We start from the raw sequence: 23,817 nt of genomic DNA, 5'->3' as shown, positions 1-23,817 counted from the left end.
CTTCAATGTCAGCGGATTATGTCAGTTTGCCAGGAAGCGCTTTTCATCCGTCAGCACCTGGAGCAACAATCCAAGCTCCGGTTTCTGATCTTTAATCCGTTTACCGTTGCTGTCGAAGGCCCGGTAGTCGCCGTCGCTCTCCAGTTCCAGCGTCTGGTCCGGGGTCGTGATGATAAGCGTGCCGTCATCGCTGGTCGTAACCCAGTTATGGCGGCGCTTGGCGGCAAACAAATCCTCACCCTGCGAGTAATCGGCAGGGGCGGTGGTGACATGCAACAGCCGCTGCATCAGCGTCGTCATCACATCGGCATGGTCTGTCAGCTTATTGATACTTTGTGCCGGTGTGCCAGGCCAGTGGATAATTAGCGGAACCTGCAACTGGCGGCGGTTCATTGCATTACCTGAGCCCCAGGTACCGTTTTCGTTAAACTCAATCCCGTGAGACGCAGTGATGACCACCACGGTTTTATCCAGTTCACCCCGGTCTTGCAGCGACTGCAGGATGCTCCGGACTTGCTCATCAACACTCTTCGCGCCAGCCTGATACCGGTGGATAAAGGTATTCCCCGTCGGTACGCTGGCACCATCCTGACGCAATGAACTGCTGATCCCGTTCAGGCTGACATAGGAGAACCACGGGCCATTGCCGCGGACATTCAACCATTGTTGCCATTGATAAACCGTCTGCTCATCAGATTGTTTCACCGGTGGCGGCAGGGTGAAGTCAGTCAGCAGCGCCTGACGATACAGCGGGCTGTTAAAACCATCAGAGGCGAATAAACCAAATTCATAGCCTTGTTGTTCCAGCGATGTGACCAGCGCTGAAGGCTTGCGTGCCGCCAGAATGCCCTGCATATAGCTTGGCGAAATACCATAGAACAGACCGAACTGGCCGGTATCGTTACGGTTTCCGGAGCTGAAATGCTGGTCAAAACGGATATTGTGTTTGGCGAAATCGCTCAGCGCCGGCATATCCTGATCCAGCGTGGTGGTATGTACACCATCAAGCACGATCATCAGCAAATTGTACTTAGAACCGGTTTTGTTGAAGCTGATGGTATTGAGCGGATATTCGACCGCCAGCGCTTCAGGGTTCCCTTGTTCGATAAGCCGCTTCTGGTATTCCTCGGCGTTGAGCAGGCCATGTTTCTCAAGGAATTTACGTGCCGTCATCGGATACGACAGCGGAAGATTCGCGCGTTGCATCGTGATTGGGCGGTAGAAGTTCGCATCGGCCCAGATGTACATCAGATGCGAAGCAAAGAAGCTGGCAATGAACAGAATGACGATCGGCTTGGCGAAATTGCGACGGTTCAGGCTGCGCAGTTTTTGCCATGCCCAGGTGCCAAATAGCATCTCAAGCAGGAAAATGAGCGGCACGGCAATAAACATCAGTTGCCAGTCGCGTGCCATTTCCCCCTGACCTGGGTTGACCACCAGTTCCCAGACCACCGGATTCACATGTAAATGGAAACGGGTGAAGACTTCGGTATCAACCAGCAGCAGTGTCAGCCCGGCGGTCGCCAGAATGGCGGATAAAAATCGCAGCAAGCGCTGCGACATCACCACAAATGTCAGCGGGAAGATGATCAGCAAATAGGCCGAGAAACCGATAAAGCTGAAATGCCCAAGCCAGCTGACCAGCGCGTAAATACGCCCTTGCAATGAAGAAGGCCAGTCAGAAACAAACAGGTAGCGGCTGCCGAGCCCAAGAATGAGCAGAATATTAAACAGGGCGAACCAGTGGCCCCAGCTGATCATCTGGGATACTTTTTCGCGATAACGCTGACGATTTGTCACCATGAGAGGTATTGGGCAATTTGTGGATTAATGGGCTTTATCTTCTCTTATCGACGCTTGCAAAGCTTTAGCAAAAGATTGGGACAATGCTTTACGCTGTGCAGGAGCGACGCTGGTGTTAATAAGGTTTGTCACCATATTGCCGAGAACCATCAAAGAAAGGTCAGTCGGGGCGCGGTGTTTTTCCAGAACCGTTGCTAACTCGGAAAGAAGTTGTTCAACGTGTTCGTCACTGTAACGGGATGATTGTGCCATAGAGTAATGTGCTTCTTGATCTGACAAAGTCCAATATCTTAGCTGATCACGCCACCACTTTCCGCATTTTTATAACGGAGGGCGTGTCGGGGTAGCGATCGCATCTATTAATCAGTATTTCAGGGGCTGGAACAGGTTGCGGCTTTGGCGCTTCGGTGTTTGAATACGCCCGCAGGCAAGCCCTTCTTACACGGCTGCAATTCTTACAGGAGAAAGCCCCCATGAGTCTGGATATTGAGCAGATCGCTCTGCACCAGTTGAACAAACGTGATGAGCAAACGCTGGATGTTGTGCTGCGCGATACGCTTTTGACCCCAAATGCCGCCGTTGATGAAATGATGGCAGAGCTGCACCGTGTTTACAGCGCCAAAAGCAAAGCGTACGGCCTGTTCAACGAGGACAGCGAACTGTCAGCGGCGCTGCGCAGTTGTCGTAAAGGGGACGATGATTTCCTGTCATTCAGCCGTGCCGCGACCGGGCGTCTTCGCGATGAGCTGGCCAAATATCCCTTCGCAGAAGGCGGCGTGGTGCTTTTTTGTCATTACCGTTTCCTGGCCGTGGAATATTTGCTGGTTGCCGTGCTTAACAGCCGCAGCAGCATGCGTGTCAACGAACAGCTGGACGTCAGCAGCATCCATTATCTTGATATCAACCACGCCGATATCGTGGCGCGTATTGATCTGACCGAATGGGAAACCAATCCGGAATCTTCCCGCTACCTGACCTTCCTGAAAGGCCGCGTAGGGCGCAAAGTTTCTGACTTCTTCATGGATTTCCTGGGCGCTTCTGAAGGCCTGGATACCAAGGCGCAAAACCGCGGTTTGTTGCAGGCGGTAGATGATTTCTGTGCTGAAGCGCAGCTCGATAAAAACGAGCGTCAGAACTATCGTCAGCAGGTATATACCTACTGCAATGAGCAGTTGCAGGCGGGCGAAGAAATCGCGCTGGATGATTTATCCGAAGAGCTGCCGCCGTGGAATGACAAGAAATTCAAAGAATTCACGCAGGAACAGGGTTATCAGCTGGAAGAAACGTTCCCGGCCGATCGCAGCACATTACGCCAGCTCACCAAATTTGCCGGCAGCGGCGGTGGCCTGAGTATTAACTTCGACGCGATGTTAATGGGCGAACGTATTTTCTGGGATCCGGCGACCGATACGCTGACCATTAAAGGCACTCCGCCGAATCTGCGGGATCAGTTACAGCGTAAAGCGGGCAAATAAATACCCGTCATACTTCAGGCCGCAGGCGCGTTGGCTGCGCTCGTTCACCCCGGTCACTTAGTTATCTAAGCTCCCGGGGATTCGCGAACTTGCCGCCTTCCTGCAACCTGAATTATTTAGGGTATTCCGGCATCCCCGGTAAATCGCAGACAATAAAAAACGCCGCCTATATTGCTATGGCGGCGTTTTTTATTTGTTCTCGCACGGCGTCCCGATGCGCAACAACTCAGTCAGCGATTAAACGCGAACGAAGTCGATGTGAGCCAGTTTTGGCTTGAACGGGTGACGCTGTACAGCCTGAACTTTAACTTTGGTTTCTTTACCGTCGATAACCAGAGTAATCGCTTCAGAGTAGAACTCCGCTTTAACTTCCATGTTCTTAACAGAATCATGGTCCAGTTTGATAGAAACTGGAGCAGCTGAGCCACCGTAAACGATAGCTGGGAATTTGTTTTCTAAACGCAGGCGGCGGCTCGCACCTTTGCCCTGCTCGTCCTGTGGACGTACTTCTACATTGATAGTGAACATGTATGTTTCTCTATTAGAAAGTTTGCCCCGCCACCTGCGACCGAGTGACGAGTTGAGTACTGCAGCCTTCGCATGGCGAAAGCGGGCGGTATAATACCGGATAATGGGTAGGACTAAAAGACCTATTGTTTATTACCCGCGCAGTTCATTTGCCCGCCGGTAACGGCCTTCATAATCAAACATTTTTTCGCGCACCTGCCAGAACTGGCCTTTCATCCGGGCAACCACAAAATCCGGATGGCGGAGCAAAGGCTGCTGCGCCACGATATCGGCCGCTGTTTGCCATTCCAGCGCGATACCCGGTGCGCGCTGATGCGGGCGCAGGAAGTTATGCAAAAATGCCATTCGCTGAGCCGGTGTTTGCAGGCGGAAACGCTCGGAAACGTCCGCGCCGTCCTCATCGTAATAAGTTATTTTCAGCCATTCACCTTTGTCGTCGCGTCCGTGCTCCAGATTCATGCCGCCGCAGCGTAAGACCAGTGCATCTTTCAGACGCAGTGCCGCTTTGAGCATATCGTCCGGGTCGACCAGAATTTCCTGGCACTGATGACAACGGCGGGCGGCAATATCGTTTTCCGCGCCGCAGTGCGGGCAGCTTTTGAAACGGAAACGAAAATCGCACTGTTCACGGTTACCGTCGTCATCTTCCAGCACGCCCTGACAGCGGCGGCCAAAGTGCTCGATGATCGTGCCGTCTTCGGTGGTTTTCCCCCAGAATATGTTGGCGAAACCGCAGGCCGGGCAGAACACCTGCACCGGTTTGTTGTCGCCCGCGGGTTTGTGACTGCCCACTTCCGGTGTAAACAGGTCATGCGGATTTCCGGCATAATCGAGGATCAGGCAATCCGTTTTGCCTGGCGACAGACGCAGCCCGCGCCCGACGATCTGCTGATAAAGGCTGACGGATTCGGTCGGGCGCAGTATCGCAATCAGATCCACATGCGGCGCGTCAAAGCCGGTAGTCAGCACTGAGACGTTCACCAGATAGCGCAGTTCCTGCTGCTTAAAGGCCGTGATCAGCCGGTCGCGTTCGACGGCGTGCGTTTGTGCGCTGATCAGCGCCGCTTCGCCTTTGGGCAGCAAACCGAAAATTTCACCGGCGTGCTCCACCGTTGAGGCAAAAATCATCACGCCTTTGCGATCGTGCGCGAATTCAACAATCTGGCTGATGATATGAGGCGTGATGCGTTTTTGCTGACGCAACTCATCGTTAAGATCCGCCTCGCTGAACAGCCCGTTACTGTTGGCCTGCAACCGGCTGAAATCATAGCTGACCACCGGCATATCGAGCCGCTCCGGCGGCACCAGAAAGCCGTTTTTAATCATATAGCGCAGGGGCAGTTCATAAATACAGTCGCGGAATAAACTGTTGGAATCGCCGCGCACAATGCCCTGATGGTGATACTGATAAATCCAGCCTTTGCCCAGACGGTAGGGCGTAGCCGTCAGCCCGAGCAGCCGTAAACGCGGGTTTTGCGCTTTAAGGTGGCCGATAATTTGCTGGTACTGGCTGTTGTCGTCGTCGGAAATACGGTGGCACTCGTCGATAATCAGCAGGGAAAACTCGCCGCTGAACTCTGCCAGATTGGGCGCGACGGACTGCACGCTGCCGAACACCACTTTGCCGCTGCTTTGCTTGAGATTCAGACCCGCCGCGAAGATATCCGCTTCCAGCCCGTAAGAGAGATATTTACTGTGGTTCTGCGCCACCAGCTCTTTGACATGGGCAAGCACCAGTACGCGCCCGCGCGCAACCCTTGCCAGTTCGGCAATCACCAGGCTTTTTCCTGCGCCGGTGGGCAGTACGATCACTGCCGGTTCATCGTGCTGGCGGAAATGACGCAGCGTGGCATCCACGGCATCTTGCTGATAGGGGCGAAGGGTAAAAGCGCTCACGACAATGATGACCTGCTAATCTTACTGTTAATAAATACAGTGTTAAGTATGCCAATAAATCGGGCCGATGGCGATGTACAAAAAAATCACTGGCCGTGAATGTTTAGCCTGCTTATTTCCCTTCTTCCTTCCCGTATGCGCGGCTATACTACTGCTCTCAATGCGGTAGTGTATCCGCCTCCCCGAAGTAATCATCACTCGTTGAAATTATGACGAATTGAAAGTATTACGAACCGAACAACCCTGAACCCTGTCAGTTGCTTGATTGCGATGGCGGGGTCTTGTGTTTTATCAGTAACGCGATCACTCAGATCGCCATGAAGGCAAGTCGATCCAATGCGTCTGGACAAGTTTCTTTCTCAGCAATTAGGTGTAAGCCGCGCGCTCGTTTTACGTGAGCTTCGCAACAAACGTGTCACCGTTGACGGTGAAATCGTCAAAACCGGTTCAATGAAAATCAGCCCTGAGCAGCGTGTAGAATTCGACGGCAACGTGCTGGATCAAATCACCGGCCCGCGCTATTTCATGCTTAACAAACCGCAGGGTTACGTGTGTTCCACCGACGATCCGGATCACCCGACGGTGTTGTACTTCCTCGAAGAGCCGGTCGCTTACAAGCTGCATGCCGCAGGACGTCTGGATATTGATACTACCGGTCTGGTATTGATGACTGACGACGGTCAGTGGTCACACCGCATCACTTCACCGCGCCATCATTGCGAGAAAACCTATCTGGTGACGCTCGAAAACCCGCTGGCTGACGACACGGCTGCGCAGTTTGAAGCGGGCGTGCAACTGCATAATGAAGATTCCCTGACCAAACCGGCGAAGCTTGAGCAAATCGAAGAGAATCTGGTGCGTCTGACCATCAGCGAAGGGCGTTATCATCAGGTGAAACGCATGTTTGCGGCGGTCGGTAATCGCGTGGTCGCGCTGCACCGTGAGCGGATCGGTGAAATCGTAATGGATGAAGATTTAGAACCGGGACAGTACCGGCCTTTAACTGAGCAGGAAATTGCCAGCGTTGGCGTTCCCTCGCGATAGTTTTTTCTGATAACTGGAGCAGCTGAAAGTGCAAGAAAAACCGGTATCCCACATCGGACTGATTTTCATCCTGGGATTGATATCGATGCTGATGCCATTAGCTATCGATATGTATCTGCCAAGTATGCCCGTTATCGCACAGGAATATGGTGTTCCGGCGGGCAGTGTGCAAATGACCCTCAGCGCGTATGTGCTGGGTTTTGCGATAGGGCAGCTGTTTTACGGACCGATGGCCGACAGCCTCGGGCGTAAGCCGGTTATCTTCTGGGGCGTTCTGGTCTTTGCTGTAGCGGCGGGGGCCTGTGCGCTCGCGCAGTCGGTCGAACAACTGGTGTGGATGCGTTTCTTGCACGGTTTAGCGGCGGCGGCGGCCAGCGTGGTCATTAATGCGCTGATGCGTGACATGTTCACCAAAGACGAATTCTCGCGAATGATGTCTTTTGTGGTGCTGGTCATGACCGTTGCGCCGCTGCTGGCACCGATGCTCGGTGGCCTGCTGATGGCAATTTTCAGCTGGCACGCGATTTTCTGGGCGATGGCGATTGCGGCTTTGATCGCCGCCACGTTGGTGGGTGTTTACATCAAGGAAACGCTGCCCAAAGAGCGGCGGCAAAAATTCCACCTGCGTACCAGTGTGGGCAATTTCGTCTCCCTGTTCCGTCACAAGCGCGTGCTGAGCTACATGCTGGCGAGCGGTTTCTCGTTCGCAGGAATGTTCTCCTTCCTCAGCGCCGGGCCGTTCGTTTACATCGAACTCAATAACGTTTCGCCACAGCATTTCGGTTTCTACTTTGCGCTGAACATTGTCGCGCTGGTGATCCTGACGCTGATTAACAGCCGCAACGTACGCCGTGCGGGCGCGGTGAAAATGTTCCGCTTCGGCTTGTTTGTTCAGCTGACGATGGGCATCTGGCTGGTGGTAGTGTGCGCGTTCGGGCTGCCGTTCTGGGCGATGGTGATTGGCGTGGCGGGATATGTTGGCGTAATCGCGATGGTTACATCGAATGCGATGGCCGTCATCATGGATGATTTTCCGCACATGGCAGGAACAGCGGCTTCTCTGGCCGGAACAATTCGTTTTGGTACCGGTGCGGCAATAGGTTCAGTGCTGTCGCTGTTTACGGCCCAAAGCGCCTGGCCGATGGTAGGGTCTATGGCGTTTTGCGTGATTTCCGCCACGTTGCTGTATCTGTATGCCAGCCGTCCTGCGAAAGTTGTCGCCGAAGCGGTGTGATTCATAGAGCTCCCTCCCTTGTGAAGGGGAGGGAGCTACAAACTAACCGGTAATTTCTGCTTTCACTCCCCGAACTCTCAGCGCCGCTTTAGCTCTGGCGTATTCGTCGGCCATTGCTTTGGCTTTTGCGCCCGGCACCAGCGCCATATCACACTCTTTCGGCAACAGCGTCGTGACCAGCGCAGCAATCAGCAAGGACGCGACCAGTGCATAAATCGCCGTGCTCTGGCCGTACAGGCTGACTAACACACCGACCAGATACGGGCCGCAGAAACCGCCCAGATTCCCTAAGCCGTTAATCACACCACGCGCACTGCCTGCCACTTCCGGCGTGGTCACTTTGCCCGGAATGGTCCAGAAGGCGCTGGTGGCGGCTTGCAGGAAGAAACCGGCACCGACCAGGAAGCCATATGCCGCCATAATGTTGTGGCCGAAAGCCACGGACGCCGCCAGACAGGCTGCAAAGCCACACAGCGGCAGGGCGATAAACATGCGGCGTTTGCCGGTTTTATCAGACAGCACTGACATCGCCAGGATCCCCAGCATGGTGCCTACGTAAGGGATAATCGCCAGCATGCCGACTGAACTCATGTCGCCGCCGGTCAGGTTTTTCAGGATAGTCGGCAGCCACAGCGTGTAGCCATAAATCCCTGTCTGATAGAAGAAGTTAATGACAATCAGTTTAACGATAGATTTATTGCGAAATACCTCTTTGAGCGGCGCGTTATTCACCGGTGCCAGCGCCCGCAGTGCTTCGCGTTCACGGTTTAATTCGGTGACCAGGTAATCGCGTTCACGCTCTGACAACCATTTCGCTTCTTCCGGCCGGTCGCTGATGGTGAACCACCAGAACAACATCACCACGAAAGATAAGGTCCCTTCGATGATAAACAGCCAGCGCCAGTCGAGCGTGTCCAGGATCAGCCCTGACAGCGGTGCGGTGATCATCCCACCTAGCGGGGCAAACATCAGGACGTAAGCGTTGGCGCGCCCCCGTTCTTTATCCGGGAACCAGTTACTGACCATCGTCAGCACCACCGGCAACATACCACCCTCTGCCACACCCAGCGCAAAACGTAAGAACAGCAACTGGTACTGGTTGGTGATAAAGCCGGTCAGAATGGAAATCACCGCCCACGCAATCAGCGAGCAGGCGATAAATTTACGGCCACTGCCGTGAACCGCCAGGCTGCCGCCGGGAACCTGCAGAAATAAATAACCGATGAAGAAAATACCGGCAGCCAGACCGGCCATTGATGCGGTGATGCCTAATTCTGCGTCCATTCCGCCGGGCATGGCGAAACTTATATTGACCCTGTCCATGAATGAAATAATGCAGGCGATAAGAATCGGGGTGATTACACGTAACCAGCGGGCCTTGGGAATTTTATTATTCATCGTCTTTCCTCTGTTTACTCGACATCCGGGGATGGCCTAATAAAAGCATTTTCAGGAAAGTATTTCGTGACACGAATCACGTTGAATTATGTTAAGAAAAGGTGTTACCACATACGTGATCCGGCACCGACGTCAGCGTGCAGCATGATAAGAGGAAAATTGAGGGAAAGGGAGCGTTAAATCGTGCCGCCGAGGGAAATCTGATAGTGCAGATCGACACGCTCTATGGTCGGCAGATTTTTGATTTTCTTCAGTAATATTTCGGCAACGACCTTACCCATTTCAAAGCGCGGTGTGATGACGCTGGCGAGCAACGGCGTGGTGGCCAGCCCGATATCCAGCCCGTGGAAACCGGAAATTGCCATGTCCTGCGGTACGCGGATCCCCAGTTTTATACATTCCTGTAACACGCCGACGGCAAGATCGTCGTTGGTACACAAAATCGCGTTGGTTTGTGGATAGAGCTGGCGCGCCATTGAAAGCATACCGGCACCAATGGAGACTGAGGAAACCTTGTTCGGCGTAATGTGTACCGGCGTCAGCCCGCGTTCAGTCATCGCCCGGCTGTAGCCCTGATAACGTTTTTGATCACGCGCGTCAGACATCGAACCGAAATACACCACATGCTCTTTGCCGCTGGCGAGCAGGGTGTTGGCCATATCGTAACCGGCCTGCTGGTTATCAAAACCGACCGCGATACGCCCGTGGGGATCATCAAGATCCATCACCTGCGCGACAGGGATCTCGGCCGCATTCAGATACTTATCGGCTTTCAGCGTGTGCACGGAATCCGTGAGAATAAGCCCCGCCAGCTGATAACCCAGCAGGTTGATAATATGCTCTTCTTCACGGTCTTTGCTGTAATCGTAATTCACGACCAGTGTCTGATAACCCTGCGCGGACGTCACGGACTCAATACCGGCCAGTAAATCGGAGAAAATCTGATTATTAAACGAGGGCACCAGAATGCCGATGCGTGGCGCTTTGGCCGGCCCGCGCGCTTCTTCCAGCGGATAACCCACTTCTTCCATCACTTTAGTGATGCGTTCTCGGGTTTCAGGAGACACCTTTTCCGGCGTGCGCAGAAAACGGCTGACCGTCATCTTCGTGACGTCAGCCAGTTGTGCGATGTCCTGCAGTGTCACGCGCTGGTTTCTCATGCGGAATTTTCCTGGTTGGGGCTGAAAATATACCTGATTATTGAAACAGAAAGCGCCGGAAATTGTTATCAAAATGATGATGATCACATCCGGAGTAACAGGGTTTCTTAACATCCCGGAGAGTGATCTGCATCACAGTTTGGCGGCGGGTAAACCGTTGTAGTGAGGCTAACTTTTCATAAGCAGCTTTTTAATAAGGCCAACGTCATGACAAATCTCTTCTCACTGGATAACAAAAAGATACTGGTTACCGGTTCTACGCGCGGTCTGGGTTTCCTGCTTGCGAAAGGTCTGGCACAGCATGGGGCGGAAATTATCGTCAACGGGACGCAACCTGAATCAACCCGGAAAGCCGCAGAAGCGCTGCGCGCGGAAGGCTTTATCGCACACTCTGTGTCATTTGATGTGACAAACAGCCAGGCGGTGAATCAGGCGATTGACCATATTGAAAAAACCATCGGGCCGGTTGATGTGCTGGTGAACAACGCCGGGATCCAGCGTCGTCACAAATTTACCGAATTCCCGGAAAAAGACTGGGACGATGTGATTGCGGTGAATCAGAAATCCGTTTTCCTGGTGTCGCAGGCGGTGGCACGTTACATGATCCAGCGCGAACGCGGCAAAATTATCAATATCGGTTCGATGCAAAGCGAACTGGGCCGCGACACCATTACGCCGTATGCTGCCTCAAAAGGGGCCGTCAAAATGCTGACACGCGGTATGTGCGTTGAACTGGCGCGCTACAATATTCAGGTGAACGGCATTGCGCCGGGGTATTTTAAAACCGACATGACGCAGGCGCTGGTGGATAACAAAGAGTTCTCCGAGTGGCTGTGCAAACGCACGCCAGCCGCGCGCTGGGGTAATCCGGAAGAGCTGGTCGGAGGCGCAGTGTACTTGTCATCCAAAGCTTCCGACTTCGTTAACGGGCATTTGCTCTTTATCGACGGCGGCATGCTGGCGGCAGTTTAATGGCCTCCATTTGCGTGAACGGCTATTTTCTCAGGGCTATTCAGCGCAGACAAAACGGCCCGAATAGGGCCGTTTTGCATTTCATCTTCCGTGATTATGCTTTGCTTACTTTACGCTTTCTGCCGAGCCAGAAAATTAACACCAGCAGAATGATCACGCCGATGACCATTGCAGGTGCCATGAGCGGTTGCAGCTTCGCCAGCAAGGTGACCGGGCCGCCCGCTCGCAACACGGCGACATCCTGCGCGCTGACCTGCACGCTGGCATTACCGTAGTTCTTCAACACATAGTTGGAAATATCCGCAATCTGCTGGTCGTCGAGCTGGCCGACGTACGAACCCACGCCAAATTTCGGCATCAGAACATGATGGTCGCCCACCTGACGATCGACGCCGTAAAGAATGGCGGAAATCAGGTTAGATGCATTCCCCAGGCCGGTCGCGGTGTTGTTAAACAGCGACGGATACGCCTGGTTTTTACTGCCTGAGCCGTCCGGCTGATGGCAACTGGCGCAATATCCGCTGAATAATGCTGCACCGTTGTCGATGGTTTTGTTCGAGTTAAACGGATGCGCACCGCGCAGCCCTTCCTCGACATTCGCCGGCTTGCCGAAGGTGTCCGCCGCCTGTGTATCACGCGGATCGCGAACCGGCGTGCTGTTTTTCAGGTAGAAGGCAATCGCGTTCAGATCGGTGTCAGACATGTATTGCAGGCTGTTTTGCACCGCTTCCGCCATGCCGCCAGCGGCCTGGTTTTTCCCGGCCGTCCGGCCAGTTTTCAGGTATTCCACCAGCTGAGCCTGCGTCCAGTTGCCAATCCCGCTGACCGGGTCAGAACTGATGTTCGGCGCATACCACGGGCCGACCATGCCGCCCGCCAGCGGTTTATCCGTCACCGAACCCATCATCAGGTTACGCGGTGTATGGCACGTATCGCAGTGTCCGGCACCGTTCACCAGATATGCGCCACGGTTCCATTGCTCACTTTTGGTCGGATCCGGCTTAAACGGCGTGCTGTCGAGATACATCAGATTCCAGCCCGCCATCGCAATACGCATGTTGAACGGGAACGGCAGGGCAGTTTCGGTATTCGGCTGTTCGACCGGCTTCACACCTTGCTGGAAATACGCATACAGCGCGTGCATATCGGCATCGCTCATATGGCTGTAAGAGGTGTAAGGCATGGCCGGATACAGATTTGCACCGTCCGGACGCACCCCTTCGCGCACGGCGCGGGTGAACTGTTCTTCGGTGTAATTCCCGATACCAAACTGCTTCGACGGCGTGATGTTGGTGGTGTAAATCGTGCCCATCGGCGAATGGATTTCATATCCGCCCGCGAACGGTTTTCCACCCTCAGGTGCCGTATGGCAGGCCTGACAGTCTGCGGCCGTCGCGACTTCCTGGCCCTGACGGACGAGTTCAGCCTGATTGTCCTGTGCGGCGGCAAAACCGCTCAGGGACGCACTTAACAGGCAGGCGGTGAGAAGTTTTTTCATGCTGCACCTGCCAGTTTTTTTGACATGTCGTCCGCGGCTTTCAGCGCCAGCGCGGCCATGGTCAGCGTACTGTTCACCACGCTGGAAGACGGGATCGCGCCGCCGCCCGGCAACCACAGGTTGGCATGGTCGTGCGTCCGGCAGTCGCCGTTCACCACGGAATCCTTCGGATCGTTGCCCATAATCGTGCCACCCATGATGTGGTTGTTGGCGTTCAGGCTGGTGGTGATGTTGAATTCTTCCGCCATAAACAGCGAGCCAATGTGCTCAAGTTGTTTATGCGCCGCTTCCGCGCCTTTACGTACGTAATCGCCGACGTCGTAATGAATGTCCGGACACGGCAGACCGTGCGGATCTTTACGGGTTTTGCTCAGCGTCAGGCGGTTATCCGGGTCCGGCAACGGTTCCAGGCTGATAGACAGGTCCACGCCGAAGATAGAACGGCGGCGGATTTCTTCGTCCAGCTCCTGACCTACCAGCCCCATCTGTAACGCTTTGGACGTCGCAGGGATCACGCGGCTGATGTTGTTGAGGATCATTTTGTTGGCGGAATAATCTTTGCGGAAATCACCGTCGCGCGGGCCGACCAGACAGCTGCTCTGTGCCGGGCCACGGCCAATCCACAGCGGCTCTTTGGCGATGAACGTACAGTGGAAGCCGGAGTGGTCCATCATGTTACGGCCCACATGATCAGAGGAGTTGGCGATGCCGTTCGGGTTCTTTTCGTTGGCCGCCATCAGCAGCAGGCGCGGAGTCTCGATGCCGTTACAGGCCAGCGCGAACACTTTGCCGGTCGCTTTGTGGGATTTTTTCTGGTTATCCAGCCAGTAAACTGCCGTCACATTGTTGTTTTCGTCGGTATCAATCTTGTAAACCACGGCCTCGGCCAGCACCACGGCGCCTTTGTTTTCAGCGCGTTCGACGTGTGCGATACCGTTGTACATCGCGCCAATCGGGCAGATTGGCTGGCAGTTGTTATTGCCGCAACAGGTCGGGCGGCCGTTCCACGGACGGGTGCTGCGCCCTTGCGGGATCGGCACTGAGCGGTAACCGTGCGGGTTCACAATCTCGGCGAAACGCGTATCGCCATAGCCGTAAGGAACCTGTTCCATCGGGTAAGGCTTACTGCGTTCGGAAGGGGATTGCAGTTCCGGGTCGTTCGGGCCTGCGACGCCGATCTCTTCTTCGGCACGGCAGTAATAAGGCTCAAGCTCGTCATAGGAAATTGGCCAGTCGCGGCCCACGCCATACAGCGTTTTCATTTTGAAATCGTTCGGGACGTGACGCCAGCAGGACGCCGCCCAGTGCCAGGTGGTGCCGCCGACGGTGCGCAGATAGCCTTGTTTGAAGCTGCCTGCACTTGGCCCGGTCAGATGAACATAGTTATTTTCCGGGAAGTACAGCGGGGCTGGGGCGTTTTCTGACTGCGGGTACAGCCCCTGGAAGTCAGAGCCCGCACGGTTATCGAAAGGCATGTTGCGCCAGTTTTCGACGGCCTGCGCACGTTCGATGCGTAAACCGGCTTCCAGCACCAGAACGGAATAACCTTCGCTGACCAGCTGATCGGCAATCATGCCACCTACGACGCCGGAACCGACAACAATCACATCAGCAGACGCATCGCCGTCTGCGGTAAATACAGGTTTTTTCATCAGGCTTTGCTCACATCAGATTCAGAAGTACGGGTAAAACGATCGGCGTTCATAGACTCAGGCATCGCGGCATCAGGCGGTGCAGCGGTGAAGTACAGCGGGCCGTTACCGCAATAAGTTGGCACAATCAGGCCGTCGCTCACCGGGCGATACATCAGCGCATCTTTATAAGAAACTAAAATGGAATCGGTTCCATGTCCGACCGTGCCGGTATACCAGGCCGTGACGATGCTCGTCACCAGTTCGCCCAGACCGTTTTGCTGCGCGGCTTTCTGCAAATCTTTCGCGGCTTGGCCCGGTTTAACCAGTGCATGTAGTTTGCTGACCTGAGCCGGGAAGTCAGGCCGGGAGCGGAAGAAGGCGTTGAAAATCTGGGCGGAAGTTCCTTCACTGATATTCTTATGTTCGGTGATGGCCTGTGATACCAGATAGAACTGACCGAAGATGACCGGTGACTGCGTGGCGGCTTCTTTCTCAGCCTGACTCAGGAACGGAAAACCGAGAAGGGTCGTTGCGACCATCGCGGAGGTCAGCCCTTTCAGCAATTCGCGCCGACTGAAACCGGTTCCATTTTCTGATGTATTGCTTCCAATGATTGAAGGATCGTTTTCCATCTCTTTCTCTCTGGGAATGGGTTGTTTTGCCAAATGGCGGTGAATTCGCTTACCTGCTTCTTATTATGTTTTGCTAAATGTGAGGTTTGTCAGTGCGTTAGTGCCTCTGATGTTACCCCGTCAGAGGATCACCAGTAAGGATACCAGTAATAACGGTGCGGATGATAAGCCAAAGAAGAGATAATTGTGCAAACAAATTGTGCTGATTTATTAACATTAGATCACTAATTTAACGTATGATGCACCGCAATGAAAATGTAACCAACTGGTTCATTTCAGTCTGAAATTAACAGATGACAACAATGTTTCATAATGACGTTTATTTTCTAACATAATGATTATCAATGTTTTTATTGATTTTATGTTCTTTGGGATTGTGACGTGTTGTTTAATAAATGTAAAAAAATAAGCCATCAAAAGTAACGTTAGTTGGTTAAAATAGTTGTAGAACAGGCCGGAAAAGGTTACAAATAACTCAAAATGAGATCTGTCTCTCAGAATATCCGGGAGCAGGCATAAAAATATCTGAGGCCTGATAACTTGCAACTGGTGACGTTAATTTAATGTTAATTATTTGAACGTAAAGTGGGCAAAGCCAGGTCTGTCGGCTATAACTTAATCAGTGCGGTTGTAGCTATTTTGTAAAAACATCGTGTAAAAGATGTGTGTAAATCATTGTCTGGGGAACCCCGTGAATAATATCCAACTTTCGGTAGTACATCGTTTGCCGCAAAGTTATCGCTGGTTGTCAGGTTTTGCCGGTATCAAAGTTGAACCGATTCCGCTGCCTGGTAACGATGAAGATAACAATCTGATCGGCCTGAAGTTGCTCAGCCACGAAGGCGAATTCGCCTGGCAGGTGATGCACCAGTTAACCGATGCCTTAGAAGATATTCAGGTTAAAGCGGCGATTGTTGAAATCGACGGCGAGCCTTGTTTATTTGTTCAACGTGAAGATGAAAGTGCGACTCTTTGCTGCCTGAAAAATATCGGCGCAGCGATCGCTGAATCTGTCACTGCGCTTTATCCATTCTGAACCGCCTGATAACAACGTCAGGCGATTTGCTCCTGCGCATCGAACGCATCTGACGCACTCAGCAATTCGCGGGTGTAATCCTGCTGCGGCGTAGTAAAAATCTGCTCGCAATCTCCCTGTTCAACCACTTCCCCGTTTCTTAGCACCAGCAACTGATGACACAAAGACCTGACGACATGCAAATCATGGCTGATAAACAAATAGGTCAGGCCATGGCGTTGCTGAAGTTCGCTCAGAATCGCCAGAATCTGCGCCTGCACCGATTTATCCAGAGACGACGTCGGTTCATCGAGGATCAGCATTTCGGGTTGTAAAATCAGTGCGCGGGCGATAGCAATACGCTGGCGCTGACCGCCGGAAAATTCAGTCGGATAACGGTGGCGTGTCTGAGGATCCAGCCCGACTTCCTGCATCGCCCGTATCACTGCCTGTTCACGCTCCTGCGCGCTCACTTTCCGGTGAACCAGCAAACCTTCTGCAATAATCTGTTCCACGGTAAACCGCGGATTCAGCGCCGAGAAGGGATCCTGAAATACGACCTGTATCCGGCTGCGGAACGGCAGCATTTGCTTGCGCGAAAACGTGTGCAGCGGCTGGCCGTCAAACCAGATTTCACCGTGCGATTTCATCAGGCGTAAAAGCGCCAGCCCGGTCGTACTCTTCCCTGAACCTGATTCGCCCACGACACCCAGACTTTCGCCGCGTCGTAGTTGAAAACTCAGCTGATTAACGGCGTGTTTAACACCGACGGTGCGGCGCAGCAGGCCGCGTTTTATCGGGAAGCCCACATCAAGGTTTTTCACGTCCAGCAAAACGGCAGGCTCACCTTTCAGCGGCTGCGGACGCCCCTGAGGTTCGGCCTGCAACAGGTGCTGCGTATATGGGTGCTGAGGTTGGCTGAAAAGTGTGGCACGCGGTTGTTGCTCGACCAGACGCCCTTGTTGCATGACGGCAACGTTATCCGCCAGACGTCGCACGATGCGCAGGTTATGGGTGATAAACAGCATTGCCATGCCCATTTCCTGCTTCAGCTCGTCGAGCAGGGACAAAATCTGCGCCTGAACGGACACGTCCAGTGCGGTGGTCGGTTCATCGGCAATCAGCAGTTTTGGCTTTGTCAGCACGGCCATCGCGATCATGACGCGCTGGCGTTCGCCGCCGGAAAGCTGATGTGGGAAATCACGCAGACGGGAAGCCGCCTGGCGGATACCCACACGATCAAGGCAGCTTAAGATTTCGCTCCGCGCCGCATCACCCCGCAGACCGCGATGCAGCGTAAGCACCTCAGTCAGCTGCTTTTCAAGGGTATGCAGCGGATTAAGTGAAACCATCGGTTCCTGAAAAATCATCGAAATCTGGTTACCGCGGATCTGACGCAGGGCCGTGCCGTCGGCTTTGAGCAGCGACCGGCCTTCAAAGAGAATATCCCCTTGCGGATAGACGGCGACAGGAGGCAGCAGGCGCAGCACGGACAGCGCGGTGACACTTTTGCCTGAACCGGATTCCCCCACCAGCGCCAGCGTTTCGCCCGCGTGAATATCCAGGGAGACGTCGCTGACCACCTCACGCTGCTGATTTCCCTGACGGAAAGCCACGCTCAGGTTGCGGATTTGCAGTAAAGAGTCCGTCATTTCAGAGCGCCTCGCCGTGATGTGCTGAAGGATTAAAGGCGTCGCGGACAGCTTCACCAATGAAAATCAGTAACGACAGCAGGGACGCGAGCACGACGAACGCACTGATGCCCAGCCACGGTGCCTGCAAATTGTTTTTACCTTCCAGCAGCAGCGTACCCAGCGAAGGTGAGCCCAGCGGTAATCCGAAACCGAGGAAATCCAGCGACGTCAGCGTGGTAATCGAACCGCAAAGGATAAATGGCAGGTAGGTCAGCGTGGCGACCATCGCATTGGGCAACATATGACGCCACATAATGGCCCGGTCGCTGACGCCCATCGCCTGTGCTGCGCGGATGTAATCAAAATTACGGGTGCGCAGGAATTCGGCGCGCACGACGCTGACCAGCGTCATCCAGCCCGAAAGCACGGTAATCAGCAGCAGCCACCAGAAATTGGGTTGTACCACGCTGGCCAGAATAATGATCAGGAACAGTGTCGGAATGCTGGACCACACTTCGATAAAACGTTGTCCGAGCAGGTCGATAAGCCCGCCGTAATAACCCTGCGTGGCGCCGGCAATAATGCCGATGACCGACGTCAGCACAGTGAGGAAAATGCCGAAGAATAATGAGATCCGTAAACCATAAAGGATCTGCGCCAGCACGTCGTGCCCGTTGCTGTCGGTGCCCAGCCAGTTTTTTGCCGAGGGCGGGGAAGGGAAGGGCTGCGTGGTCGAGAAATTAATCGACTTATAGCTGCTGCGCACCGGTGCCCAGATGGCCCAGCCGTGTTCTTCCAGCTGTTTGAGCACAAACGGATCCTGATAATCCGCGGGTGTTTCCAGCTCACCGCCAAACGTGGTTTCGCTGTAATTCACCATAAAAGGCACATACCAGTGCCCCTGATAACGCGCCAGCAGCGGCTTGTCGTTGGCGAGAACGTTGGACAGCAGCACCAGAACCAGCAGAACCATAAAGATCCACAGCGACCAGAAACCGCGCCGGTTTTGGCAAAAACGTGCCCAGCGCGCCTGAGTGACAGTGCTGAGTTTGAAGAGTCTCACGGTCATCAGTGACGGCCCTCGAAGTCGATACGCGGGTCAACCAGCGTGTAAGTGATGTCGCTGACGATATTGAGCAGTAAACCAATCAGCGTGAAAACGTAAAGCGTGCCGAAAATCACCGGGAAGTCGCGCTGGACGATAGCGTCGTAGCCCAGTAACCCTAAACCCTGCAGGGAAAACATCACTTCAATCAGCAGGGAGCCGGTGAAGAACATGCTGATAAACGTGGCCGGAAAACCGGCAATCACCAGCAGCATAGCGTTGCGAAAGACATGACGGTACAAGATCTGCTTTTCATTCAGCCCTTTCGCCCGCGCGGTCACGACGTACTGTTTGCTCACTTCATCCATAAAGGAGTTTTTGGTCAGCATGGTCAGCGTTGCGAACCCGCCAATGACCGTCGCCAGTACCGGTAATGTGACATGCCAGAGATAATCGGTGACTTTCCCGTACCACGGCAGCGTATCGAAGTTGGGCGACGTCAGACCGCGCAGCGGGAACCAGTCGAGATAACTGCCGCCGGTAAACAGAACAATCAGCAGGATGGCAAACAGGAACGGCGGCACGGCGTAGCCGATGATAATGAAGGAACTGCTCCAGGTATCAAACCGCGAGCCGTTGCGCACCGCTTTGCGGATACCCAGGGGGATCGACACCAGATAAATAATCAGCGTGCTCCACAGGCCGATGCTGACGGACACCGGCAATGCACTTTTCACCAACCCCATCACGGTTGAGCCGCGAAACAGGCTGTCGCCGAAATCAAAGCGCACATAGCTGGAGAGCATGTCGAAATAGCGAACGTGCAGCGGTTTATCAAAACCAAAGCGATGAGTAATCTCTGCGATAACTTCAGGGTCGAGACCCCGTGCGCCACGGTACTGGCCTTCACCAAACTGCGCCACGCCGGGTGACGCTTTTCCGTTACCGCTGTTACCGGCAGAATTCGGCAGCCCGCTGGATTGCCCCATTTCTATCGCCGCAATGGCCTGATCAACCGGACCACCGGGCGCAATTTGCACGATAAAAAAGTTAATGGTGATGATGGCCCAAAGCGTTGGGATCACCAGAAGCAGTCGTCTTAAGAGATAAGCGGCCACAATGTGCTCCTCAACGGCGTTGCGCAGGCAAACGTGCTGCACGGTTCATGTCATACCACCACGTATCCAGCTCCAGTCCGTTGGCCGGAGCGATCGCAGGCATCGAGAATTTATCCCAATAGGCATAGCGTTCGTGATGGGTGTACCACATCGGGATCATGTACATATTCCAGGTCAGTACCCGATCCAGCGCATGCCCGAGTGCCAGCAGCGCGTCCGGTTTGCCCTGGTTAGCGGCAATCTCATCGGTAAGTTTGTCAATGGCCGGATCGCTGACACCCGGTTTGTTGTAAGTGGAATCCAGATATTTGGTGTTCCAGTAAATCTGCAAATCACTGCTCGGGTAAGACATCGCCGGATAAACCGTCGGGATCATGTCGTAATCGCGCTGGCGCATGCGGCGGACAAACTGAGAATTGTCGACTTCACGAATCGACATTTTGATGCCCAGGCGCTGCAAATTATGCTGGAACGGCAGGACATACTGCGAGTTACCGCCGCCGGGCAGCAGGAGTTCAAAGGTAAACGGCTTACCGGTTTTGCTGTTGACCAGCACCTGATTTCTGACTTCCCAGCCGGCTTCTTTCAGCAGCGCAGTCGCTTTGAGCAGATTTGCACGGTCATTGCCGGTGCCGTCCGTGCGCGGCGGTTGATACAAGGTGCTGAACGCTTCAGCCGGAACCTGATCCTTAAGCGGGCCGAGCCACGCCAGTTCCGCCACATTCGGGTAATCTTTCGCGGCGTATTCCGTATTCTGGAAATAACTGTCAACGCGCTGATAGGCATCGAAATAAAGCGCCCGGTTCATCCAGTCAAAATCAAAGGCCAGCGTCAGGGCTTCGCGCACCTTGCGGTCGGCAAACTGAGGGCGGTGAATATTGAAAGCCAGCCAGCGCGTATCCTGCGCGGCCTGATTTTCTTCATCGGCCTTCACGATAAAGTTTTTGCTGAAATTGCCGCCCAGATATTGCGTTGACCAGTTCTTGGGGGAGGTTTCCATCCGGAAATCAAAAGCACCGGATTTGAAAGCTTCGAGGGCGACGTTGTCGTCGAGATAGTAATCGTAGCGGATCGTATCGAAATTATAGCGGCCACGGTTAACGGGCAGATTGGCGGCCCAGTAATCCGGCACGCGCGAGTACGTGATGTACTGACCAAGCTTATAATCACTGATACGGTATGGGCCGCTGCCCAGCGGTGGCGTGCTCAGCGGCTCATTGAATTTATGTTTTTCCCAGAATGCTTTCGGCAGGATCGGCAGGCCGAGCAGCCCGAGCATCATGTCTTTGTCAGCTTTTGGCAGCACCATGCGTACCGTCAGCCGTGAGATGGCTTTAACTTCCACACCTTTATACACCACGCGGAACTGAGGAACGCCTTCCGTCATGAACTTTTTGAACGTGAATTCCACGTCGCTGGCGGTGATCGGTGTGTTGTCATTGAAACGGGCGCGGGGATTGATATCCACTTCGACCCAGCGGTACTGGCTGTCGTAACGTGCGGAATCGGCAATCAGCGGATAATAGCTGCCGATTTCATCACTCGACGTCGTGAAAAGCGGGTCGTACAGCGAACCGCTGCGCACCGCCGGGTTGCCGCGGGAGGCGAAACGGTTGAAGTTGTCATAAGTGCCGATGGCAGCCAGCGTAATCTGCCCGCCTTTCGGCGCGGCGGGATTGACGTAGTCAAAACTGGTGAAGTTTGAGACATATTTCGGTTCGCCTAAAATAGCGAACGCGTAGCTGTCTTGTATGACCTCGGCCTGTGCGCTGAGACTCAGCAGGCACAGCGCAACGGCAAACACGCGAGAAAACATCCTGGATCTGCACTCCTTTGATGGCGATAGCCTGCGTGGTATCAACGCAGGCTATTGTTAAGTATTAATCAATTGATCTCGAAGACCTTGTGGGCGCAGGTCTCGGATGTCATCCCTGATTTCGGCCTTTTTATCATATCCGGAGACCGTCGCCTAAAAGAAAAATGGAACAAAAGGTGAGGGGCAGACTCGGGTCAAATCTGGTAAGCCGCTTCTTTCTCGTTGAAATCACGGATGAAGTCCATGAGCACGGGCAATCCTAACGGTTTACTGTAGAGATATCCCTGTAAAAAGGTGACGCCATGATTGCGCAGATACTCGGCCTGCATCTGTGTTTCTACACCTTCAGCCACCGTTTTGAGCTTCAGCTCTTCTGTCAGTTTGAGCACGGTATCCAGAACCGGGGCGATAAGGGTTTTCTGATCAATCGACATCACAAAGCCACGATCAATTTTCAGGTAATCCAGTGTGAATTTTTCAAGATAGATGAGCGCACTGTGCCCGGTACCGAAATCATCAATAGCGATTTCAATCTTATGGCGGCGCAGCCAGTTGAACTCACGCAGCGCATCTTCCGTATCAATCATCCCGCGTTCTGTAATTTCAAAAACGACCTGAAAAGCGTTCTCTGGTAACGCTTCGATAAAATTCATGACGTCATCGTGGAAACTGACTTTGCCCATGTGATGCGGGGAAATATTGATGCTGAGCTTTCCCGGGGCTGAAAATGCGTGTTGCAGCTGATGGGCGTCTGCGGCAACGAGCGACATCATGTGCTGTGTCAGCTCGACGATCAGCCCCTGATTTTCTGCATATCCGATAAAAACATCCGGTGGAATGCGCCCTTCAATGGGGTGTTGCCAGCGGAGCAAGGCTTCCACACCTCTGATTTTGAGATTTTTTGAATCTATAATAGGCTGATATTCAACGAAAAATTCTTTATTTTTTAGCCCCCTAATAATCTCCCGTTCCACGTTATGCCGGTTAAGCAGGCTGTGGTAGATGAGTGCGCAAACCATCAGGCTAAGCAGCAGGCCTCCTGACAAAGTGAAAAGAACATTATCGCTGGTCAGTGAAGGGGAATAGAGCCTCACGGTGAAAGGGTAATTTTCAACGTTAACTTCAATAAAATGGCTATCCGGCAACTGGCTCACAGGTAGCAGCCTATCATGAGAGGAGGTGAGCGCGGTGTCTCCGACCAGCAGAGCGAAGCCGCGATAGCCGGAACCTGGCTGTGCAAAGAGCATATAAGGCGATAATGTCAGCTCCAGCGTGGCAAGCACGCCATCATTCGATACGCCAGGATTACGTTGCCAGACAATGATCACCGCCCGGTTGGGAACCGCAGGGGTGCCCATCTGCAGATCGATACTCATCATCTTGTCAAAGTCGATGCCGTGCAGGGTGCTGTTAGCAGGCATATTTTGCGTGCCGGAAGCAGAAGAACAAAAAACCATCCCGTTACGGACCAGCTGAAAATCACGGACGCCAATACTGAAGGCGGCATCACGGTTTAATTCACCGGCAACAGAGTTGCAGGGCTCGTCCGTCAGTAAGCTAATCCGGTGCATGGTATCGGTGAGCTGGTGCAGGTAGTTTTCTGTGAACTGGGCAGTTCGCTGAGCAATTTGATTTTGCTCCCGGAGGGTGTTGGTTTTAATGACAATGAGCGTGAAGACGGTAAAGAAAATAAAAAATAACGTGGAGAAAAGGACACTTTTTTTCAGATACCGGCGCTTGGGTAATACGGTGTGTGTTAGCGCCGTTTTTAAACCCATATGTTTTGCCCTTTTTCGCCGAGGAAATAAAAGTATAACGCAGTCAAAAAAACAACAGCCATCTAATACACTTTATTACAGGCATAAAAAAACGCCATTCAAGATGACGTTTTTTTATTCGCTTGGCATAGGACAAC

General features: G+C 53.5%; 19 protein-coding genes. 5 read left to right on the top strand and 14 right to left on the bottom strand.

Annotated features, from left to right (window positions below; genetic code table 11):
• Positions 1-21 precede the first annotated feature (21 nt).
• Positions 22-1,803 carry an LPS biosynthesis-modulating metalloenzyme YejM gene (yejM, locus tag CWS43_RS06300; RefSeq protein WP_101076068.1) on the bottom strand — a complete coding sequence of 594 codons (1,782 nt, stop codon included), beginning with the start codon at positions 1,801-1,803 and terminating at the stop codon, positions 22-24.
• A 24-nt stretch (positions 1,804-1,827) separates the two neighbouring features.
• A complete protein-coding gene (locus tag CWS43_RS06295; protein WP_015696497.1) occupies positions 1,828-2,055 on the bottom strand; it encodes a YejL family protein in 228 nt (75 codons plus the stop codon).
• Between the two features lie 221 nt (positions 2,056-2,276).
• On the opposite strand from CWS43_RS06295, the gene yejK reads away from it, so the two are divergent.
• On the top strand, positions 2,277-3,278 hold the full coding sequence (yejK, locus tag CWS43_RS06290) for a nucleoid-associated protein YejK (protein WP_101076067.1): 1,002 nt from the start codon (positions 2,277-2,279) through the stop codon (positions 3,276-3,278).
• Positions 3,279-3,515: 237 nt separating this feature from the next.
• Here the strand turns inward: yejK and rplY are convergent, their stop codons facing one another.
• Complete coding sequence (gene rplY, locus CWS43_RS06285; protein ID WP_101076066.1) at positions 3,516-3,806, bottom strand: 50S ribosomal protein L25; 291 nt, start codon at positions 3,804-3,806, stop codon at positions 3,516-3,518.
• Between the two features lie 132 nt (positions 3,807-3,938).
• Positions 3,939-5,702, bottom strand: a complete 1,764-nt coding sequence (locus tag CWS43_RS06280) for a DEAD/DEAH box helicase (protein ID WP_101076065.1) — start codon at positions 5,700-5,702, stop codon at positions 3,939-3,941.
• 336 nt (positions 5,703-6,038) lie between these two features.
• Here CWS43_RS06280 and rsuA point away from each other — a divergent pair, with 336 nt between their 5' ends.
• Both rsuA and CWS43_RS06270 read left to right on the top strand, forming a co-directional pair.
• A complete protein-coding gene (gene rsuA, locus CWS43_RS06275; protein WP_101076064.1) occupies positions 6,039-6,746 on the top strand; it encodes a 16S rRNA pseudouridine(516) synthase RsuA in 708 nt (235 codons plus the stop codon).
• 28 nt (positions 6,747-6,774) lie between these two features.
• Positions 6,775-7,980, top strand: coding sequence for a Bcr/CflA family multidrug efflux MFS transporter (locus tag CWS43_RS06270; protein WP_101076063.1), 1,206 nt, complete (start codon positions 6,775-6,777; stop codon positions 7,978-7,980).
• 42 nt (positions 7,981-8,022) lie between these two features.
• On the opposite strand, the gene CWS43_RS06265 is transcribed toward CWS43_RS06270, so the two are convergent.
• Both CWS43_RS06265 and CWS43_RS06260 read right to left on the bottom strand, forming a co-directional pair.
• On the bottom strand, positions 8,023-9,378 hold the full coding sequence (locus CWS43_RS06265; protein WP_101076062.1) for an MFS transporter: 1,356 nt from the start codon (positions 9,376-9,378) through the stop codon (positions 8,023-8,025).
• 176 nt (positions 9,379-9,554) lie between these two features.
• The gene (locus CWS43_RS06260) at positions 9,555-10,538 is read right to left on the bottom strand and encodes a LacI family DNA-binding transcriptional regulator (RefSeq protein ID WP_101076061.1); all 984 of its coding nucleotides are present in this window, start codon (positions 10,536-10,538) and stop codon (positions 9,555-9,557) included.
• A 207-nt stretch (positions 10,539-10,745) separates the two neighbouring features.
• On the opposite strand from CWS43_RS06260, the gene idnO reads away from it, so the two are divergent.
• A complete protein-coding gene (gene idnO, locus CWS43_RS06255) occupies positions 10,746-11,510 on the top strand; it encodes a gluconate 5-dehydrogenase (RefSeq protein WP_101076060.1) in 765 nt (254 codons plus the stop codon).
• A gap of 94 nt (positions 11,511-11,604) precedes the next feature.
• On the opposite strand, the gene CWS43_RS06250 is transcribed toward idnO, so the two are convergent.
• From CWS43_RS06250 to CWS43_RS06240, 3 genes are read right to left on the bottom strand one after another with little or no spacing between them, the layout of a single operon-like run.
• Complete coding sequence (locus CWS43_RS06250) at positions 11,605-13,008, bottom strand: cytochrome c (RefSeq protein ID WP_101076059.1); 1,404 nt, start codon at positions 13,006-13,008, stop codon at positions 11,605-11,607.
• Positions 13,005-14,660 (bottom strand): GMC family oxidoreductase, encoded by a 1,656-nt coding sequence (locus CWS43_RS06245; RefSeq protein WP_101076058.1) that lies wholly within the window; start codon positions 14,658-14,660, stop codon positions 13,005-13,007. The genes CWS43_RS06250 and CWS43_RS06245 overlap by 4 nt, the downstream gene beginning before the upstream one ends.
• Positions 14,660-15,274, bottom strand: a complete 615-nt coding sequence (locus CWS43_RS06240) for a sorbitol dehydrogenase family protein (RefSeq protein ID WP_101076057.1) — start codon at positions 15,272-15,274, stop codon at positions 14,660-14,662. The genes CWS43_RS06245 and CWS43_RS06240 overlap by 1 nt, the downstream gene beginning before the upstream one ends.
• 691 nt (positions 15,275-15,965) lie before the next feature.
• Here CWS43_RS06240 and CWS43_RS06235 point away from each other — a divergent pair.
• A complete protein-coding gene (locus CWS43_RS06235) occupies positions 15,966-16,310 on the top strand; it encodes a YejG family protein (protein WP_101076056.1) in 345 nt (114 codons plus the stop codon).
• A 17-nt stretch (positions 16,311-16,327) separates the two neighbouring features.
• Here the strand turns inward: CWS43_RS06235 and yejF are convergent, their stop codons facing one another.
• The 5 genes from yejF to CWS43_RS06210 form a co-directional block, all read right to left on the bottom strand.
• Positions 16,328-17,941 carry a microcin C ABC transporter ATP-binding protein YejF gene (gene yejF / locus CWS43_RS06230; RefSeq protein WP_101076055.1) on the bottom strand — a complete coding sequence of 538 codons (1,614 nt, stop codon included), beginning with the start codon at positions 17,939-17,941 and terminating at the stop codon, positions 16,328-16,330.
• Position 17,942: 1 nt separating this feature from the next.
• The gene (locus tag CWS43_RS06225; protein ID WP_101076054.1) at positions 17,943-18,992 is read right to left on the bottom strand and encodes an ABC transporter permease; all 1,050 of its coding nucleotides are present in this window, start codon (positions 18,990-18,992) and stop codon (positions 17,943-17,945) included.
• Positions 18,992-20,086 (bottom strand): microcin C ABC transporter permease YejB, encoded by a 1,095-nt coding sequence (gene yejB, locus CWS43_RS06220; RefSeq protein ID WP_101076053.1) that lies wholly within the window; start codon positions 20,084-20,086, stop codon positions 18,992-18,994. The genes CWS43_RS06225 and yejB overlap by 1 nt, the downstream gene beginning before the upstream one ends.
• Before the next feature lie 10 nt (positions 20,087-20,096).
• Complete coding sequence (locus CWS43_RS06215; protein ID WP_101076052.1) at positions 20,097-21,902, bottom strand: extracellular solute-binding protein; 1,806 nt, start codon at positions 21,900-21,902, stop codon at positions 20,097-20,099.
• A 194-nt stretch (positions 21,903-22,096) separates the two neighbouring features.
• Positions 22,097-23,680: a cyclic di-GMP phosphodiesterase gene (locus tag CWS43_RS06210; protein WP_232776708.1), complete on the bottom strand. Its 1,584-nt coding sequence runs from the start codon at positions 23,678-23,680 to the stop codon at positions 22,097-22,099.
• Positions 23,681-23,817 lie beyond the last annotated feature (137 nt).

The organism is Rahnella sp. AA, from assembly GCF_002834385.1.
Taxonomy (GTDB): domain Bacteria; phylum Pseudomonadota; class Gammaproteobacteria; order Enterobacterales; family Enterobacteriaceae; genus Rahnella.
This window is presented reverse-complemented; position numbering and strand designations above follow the sequence as displayed.